Consider the following 5,438-nt stretch of genomic DNA (forward strand, 5'->3'; position numbering starts at 1 on the left):
CGATAATTCGATAGTTCGACAAATCGAGATATCGAAGTGTCGATAGATAGTTTTATCGATAGATTATTTTGACGATATATAGTTTTGACAACAGATAGTCATGACAACAAATTGTACAAACAATAGATTGTCCGAATTATCGTCAGTCCTATCTATTGTTGGTTGTTACGCCTTGCGTCCAAAGAGCCTGAGTATGCCGTATTCTTGTCGTGCCTATACCCTCTACGGCAGCCCATCCCTGCAAGGTTGGGAGAGAAGAATACGACCGCACGGATATTGAGAATTACTAAATTACTAAATCTCCTTGAAACAGAAAAATCCTGCGGTGGAGATTCTTCTCTCCATCCGCAGGACTTGACCTTGTCAGGGCCAGATTGGCTGCCGTTGTACCTTTGCACGATAAGAAACGACTTCAGGGGCTTTGCGTCTGCCTTTGCCTACAACGCCTTTGGGCTTGCTTCCTCCGTCTGTTTGACCATTGGCAGATTGTTGCTCTCGATGAGCAGCACTATCGTGCCTGTGAGTTCGGTGTAAAGACGGTCGTATTGCTCGTCAGAAGCCAATGTGTCCGTCAAATCGAACTTGTCGAATGTGGCTTGAACAGCCTTATTCGACAACAAAATGGGTGCGAGTCTCTCTGGGAGCGGTGTTGGCAGTTCCCTTTCAAACTCGTTCTCCAAGACGGATACAAGCGTGTCATACTTTGAGAAATGCAAGCCCTGATACAAGACCTCACTTGCCATGCTCTCCGCTTCGGGGTGCGTGAAACCTTGCACTACAGCATCGCAGTAGGCGGTAAGAGCCATATCAGCTCGTGCGGTGATAAACTCCGTGTCTTGCAATCTCTCGGGATGATGCTCACTCATGTAACTTCTTAACTTCAATCGAAAGTAGGAAAGTTCCTGTTTGTTGTTCTCTTTCATAACCGTTTGTTTTTCAATCGTGAATAATAAATGTTTGGTAATTACTTCCTTTTTATGCGTGTTGCAGTGGTACGTTCTGCCGTGCTATCGACTCACAATATCCTTCAAAGGCAGTATGCTCCCTGTCAGTGAGTGCTGTCATATCCTCCTGTATCTTGTGGTCGGTTATCTTTCCGTAGATTTGTGTCGTGCCGATATTGCTGTGTCCGAGCATCTTGCTGAGCGTTTCCATTGAAATACCATTGGAAAGGCAAATCGTAGTCGAGAATGTGTGGCGAGCCATGTGAAAGGTCAAACCTTTCTCTATCCGGCATATCTGCCCGATGTTCACACACGCAAAGGATGCTTTTCTTATTGTGAGATTAGGGAATATCAAGTCGTCCGCTTTCTTGTCCTTGATATAGAGCGAAAGGATTTGTTTGGCAATGGGCAGGAGCGGAATAATCGCCTCTACATCCGTTTTCTGCCTTTTGATGCGTATTTCCTCCGTGCCGTCAGCATTATGGATGATATGCTTCGGTTTGAGCCGTTGCATATCCACACGAGCCAAACCGGTGAAGGCGCAGAAAAGGAATAGTTGCCTTGCTCGCTCAAACTGCCTGTCAATGATGGGTGTTTGCAATAGTCGTTGCAATTCTTCCGTTGTAAGATATCTGCGTGTTCGGTGTGGCAGTTCTGCTTTGTAGTCTGCAAACGGATCGATGCGGATATATTTCTTCTGCTGGCCGATGCCGATGAGTTTCCTAAGGAAGATGACCGCTACCTGAATAGTGGCAAGAGATAGGTTGCGCTCTGATTTAAGGTAGAAGTCCAGCCCTTCGATGAAACCATAGTCCAACAGAGAGTAGCGAATATCCTCCAGCCCCAAGCGTTCACGCAGATAAGCCTCTATGAGTTGTGTGGCATAGATGTAGTTGGCAAAGGTCGGCTTGGCAACCGTTATTCCCATACAAGGACGCTTTTCCTCAATAAATAGTCGTGCTTCCTCCAAAAGGAAGCCTTTGGGCTTGTCTTCTTCCATGAGTTCACGTTTCAACAACTCGGCAGTGATATAGCCACGTTGCCAAACTAATTCTTGGTACTTGCCTTTGGCTTGTTCCTCTTTGGTTTGCAGATAGCGGTTGATTTCTTTTGTTTCTTCGCCTGTTCCCTTGCATCGTCCCTTATGGCTGTCCCAAAGTTCGGGAGCGATTTCCTTGCCTGTGCTGTATTGCACCTGCTCTCCGTCTATGGTGATACGTCCCATAATCGGGCATTTGCCGTTCTTTTTCTCTTTGGAGCGATTGATATAGAAGAGTGTCTTGAATGTGCTACGTGCCATGATGTCAAAGTTTTAAAGTGAATGTATCTTGTATTCGCTGCTGCACTATCTGCATATCCCGATGTATTCTTTCGGAGGAAACCGCTGCATATATCTGTGTTGTTCTCAGGTTGGTGTGTCCGAGCATACGGCTCACTGTTTCTATAGGTACACCTGCCGAAAGCGTGATGAGCGATGCAAAGGTGTGTCTTGCCATGTGGAAGGTCAACGGAGTTTCCATACCGATGTTTCTCTGTATAAAGTGCATACCATTGAGGATGATGTCGTTAGTAGGCACATCAAAGACAAAACCTGCACGTTTTCCCCTGTACCGCTCCATTATCGCCCAAGCAGGAGGAAGTACTTGTACACGATACGGGGTCTTGGTCTTCATTCGTCTGCCCTTGATGCAGAGTTCGCCCTCTTCCAAGACGATATTTTCCTCCCGAAGATTACGGACATCGGAGATAGCCAGCCCTGAAAAGCAGGAGAACACGAACAAATCACGAACAACGCGGTAGTTCGTCCATTCAATCTCCAAGTCGATGATGCGCTCAAGTTCTTCCTTCGTGATGCTTCTCGGTTCACCCTTTGGTCGCTCGTAACTGTAGCCCAAAAAAGGATAGAAGTCCAGCACACCTTTCTTCAGTGCCATGCGGACGATGGTCTGCAAGGTGGACAAGGCACTCGATATGCTGCTGTGTTTCAGTCTGCGGTCGATGGTGAGATAGTACTCAAAGCCATCGATAAAGGCTTTATCCAACTGTGAAAGGGGAATATCGCTTACTTTATGCTTTTTCTGCACATACTCACGGAGCAGGGAGAGCTGGTAGGTACGAAGTTTGAACGTCTTTAAGGCTCGGTCGATGCCTATGCGCTCTTTAGTCTGTGTAAGATACTCCTCGAAACTCTCCAAGAGCAGGGCTTGGCAGTGGATTTGCCCCTGATAGGCATCCCTTACATCGGTGGCAGTAAAAGAATTTTCCCTTTCACGGAGTTCGTGAAAGCGTGCGTGGATGAGCGCGGTGCATTCACCGAGTTTCTGATTGACGGACACCGCAATGGCACTCTTGCCGATAAGCCGTTGCTTACGGCTGTCCCAAAGAGCGAGCGGAGTCTTGCACTTGGTGGAGAAGCCCGAATGGGTTCTGCCTACGGAGATGCGCCCGATGACAGGCACAAGTCCTTTCTTGTCGGTTCGTTTCGCCTGAACGAAGAACGATACTTTGAGTTTGTTTTCTTTCATTTTTCTGTCGTTTTTTTCTAAATTTCCTTTGCTTGCAAAGGTACAGATGAACAAGTATTCCTGAGCGATGCAGAAAAATGAAAGATGAAGAATAAAAACCTAAGACACAGTTGTTTACATTCAATTCGTAACCCCATTTTGCTTTTTCTTCGATGGGTTACGATTTGGTAACGGAACTCCTACCGTTTTCTGCTTGTTTTCGCTTACCACCCTTAAAGCGGAAAAATGATAAATGATACTATTTCAAATAGTTACATTCTTTACATTTCCTTCTATATCCCTTAATTCTTACCTACTGATTATGCCCGCAAGATGAGCCTTGATTTACGCATGATAGATGAAAATGCTTACTCAGATCATATCGACAACAAGGCAAGTCACTGTGCCAAGATACTCAATGACTATTATCAGAAGTACGATGCACAGAAAGGAACGCAGTTTGTTTTCTCAGACTTGGGTACTTACAAGCCCGGTGGAGACTTCAATGTCTATTCGGAAATCAAGCGCAAGCTGGTGGAAGACTACCATATCCCGTCCTACGAAATACGCTTTATCCAAGAGTGTAAGAACGAGAAGGCAAAAAAAGCGATGGTAGATGCGATGAACCGTGGAGATATTCGTATTATTTTCGGCTCTACATCCATGTTGGGTACTGGTGTGAATGCCCAGCAACGTGCCGTGGCGGTCCATCATTTGGACACGCCCTGGCGACCTTCAGACTTGGAGCTGCGCAATGGACGAGCCGTGCGCAAGGGAAACCTTATCGCCAAGGAATTTGCGAACAACAAAGTCGATGTGATTATCTATGCCGTGGAACGTTCCTTGGATAGCTACAAGTTTAACCTGCTGCACAACAAGCAACTCTTCATTAATCAGCTAAAGACAAATACGCTTGGTAGTCGTACCATCGATGAGGGTTCGATGGATGAGGACAGTGGCATGAACTTCTCCGAATACGTAGCAGTGCTTTCTGGCAATACCGACCTTTTGGAGAAAGCAAGATTGGATAAGAAGATTACCACCTTGGAATCAGAGCGCAAGAACTTCCTCCGTGAGCGTGATGCCGCAACGGGCAAGTTGGCAGAGATTGAGAGTTCCGTGTCCTTCCATACGGATAAAATCAAAGAGGCACAGTCTGACTTAGCTCTCTTTGAGCAGCGTGTAGAACGTGATGATGAAGGTACATCTATAAATAAACTGACAATCAAAGGTGTAGAAGACAGCACCGATATCAAGGCCATTGCTGCCCGTCTGCAGGAGATAGACGAAAAAGCACGCACCAAAGGCGAGTACAACAAAATCGGTGAAGTTTATGGTTTTTCCATAATGGTCAAGACAGAGAGTACTTCCAAGGACTTGTTCGACTGTTCGGTGAACCGCTTTTTTGTGAAAGGGCAGGAGTCTATCTACTACACTTACAATAATGGTAAGTTGGCTACTGACCCGAAACTTGCATGTCAGAACTTCGTTAATGCCTTGGAGCGTATTCCAAAGGTGATAGAGTCGCATGAGAAGGAAATGGCAAAGGTTGTAGCCAATAAAGACGTTTACATCAACATTGCCAACAGTTCTTGGAAGAAAGAGGACGAGCTTCGCTCACTTAAAAGTGAAGCTGCTGAATTGGACAGAAAGATTGCGCTTACCCTTGCTCCACCAGATGAAGAAAAGGAAGAAAAAGAGGAAATAAAACAAGGAAAAGATTTATCCAACAACTCTGCCAAAATAAAGAATGAGAACAATCCTGTCCAAGACAAAGAGGAAGATAGTCGTTTGCAGAGTTTCAGACCCAAATGGAAACGTTAAAAGAATGGTTGTTTTTCTTTCCTGCAAGTAAACTAATAGTTGACTTATGAGGAAATTTTCGAACTATTCCCAAGAGGGAAATCTGCCAATATATATCTATGCGATAGTTAGACTTTGGCAATAAAATAAATATTTTGCCAAAATCTAACTGTTAGGTTTGAAGTCC

General features: G+C 45.3%; 3 protein-coding genes and 1 pseudogene. 1 reads left to right on the plus strand and 3 read right to left on the minus strand.

All coding sequences use genetic code 11. The annotated features are described in order from the left end of the window. Positions 1 to 437: 437 nt before the first annotated feature. Genes HMPREF9420_RS10500 through HMPREF9420_RS10510 form a run of 3 tightly spaced genes read right to left on the minus strand, consistent with a single transcriptional unit; the run spans position 438 to position 3,469 of the window. Entirely contained in the window at positions 438 to 923 is a 486-nt protein-coding gene (locus HMPREF9420_RS10500; RefSeq protein ID WP_007135655.1) for a DUF1896 domain-containing protein, read from the minus strand. A 52-nt stretch (positions 924 to 975) separates the two neighbouring features. Beyond that, the gene (locus tag HMPREF9420_RS10505; RefSeq protein ID WP_007135656.1) at positions 976 to 2,244 is read right to left on the minus strand and encodes a site-specific integrase; all 1,269 of its coding nucleotides are present in this window, start codon (positions 2,242 to 2,244) and stop codon (positions 976 to 978) included. Between the two features lie 4 nt (positions 2,245 to 2,248). Beyond that, complete coding sequence (locus HMPREF9420_RS10510) at positions 2,249 to 3,469, minus strand: site-specific integrase (RefSeq protein ID WP_007135657.1); 1,221 nt, start codon at positions 3,467 to 3,469, stop codon at positions 2,249 to 2,251. Positions 3,470 to 3,757: 288 nt separating this feature from the next. Here HMPREF9420_RS10510 and HMPREF9420_RS10515 point away from each other — a divergent pair. Then, positions 3,758 to 5,272, plus strand: a pseudogene (locus HMPREF9420_RS10515) (helicase-related protein); the annotation flags it as partial. Positions 5,273 to 5,438: the final 166 nt, after the last annotated feature.

The organism is Segatella salivae DSM 15606 (assembly GCF_000185845.1).
GTDB lineage: Bacteria > Bacteroidota > Bacteroidia > Bacteroidales > Bacteroidaceae > Prevotella > Prevotella salivae.

Bases quoted from the DNA above. Each gene is read 5' to 3' on its own strand.
- HMPREF9420_RS10500 (WP_007135655.1), bottom strand. From the start codon at position 923: ATGAAAGAGAACAACAAACAGGAACTTTCCTACTTTCGATTGAAGTTA.
- HMPREF9420_RS10510 (WP_007135657.1), bottom strand. From the start codon at position 3,469: ATGAAAGAAAACAAACTCAAAGTATCGTTCTTCGTTCAGGCGAAACGA.
- HMPREF9420_RS10505 (WP_007135656.1), bottom strand. From the start codon at position 2,244: ATGGCACGTAGCACATTCAAGACACTCTTCTATATCAATCGCTCCAAA.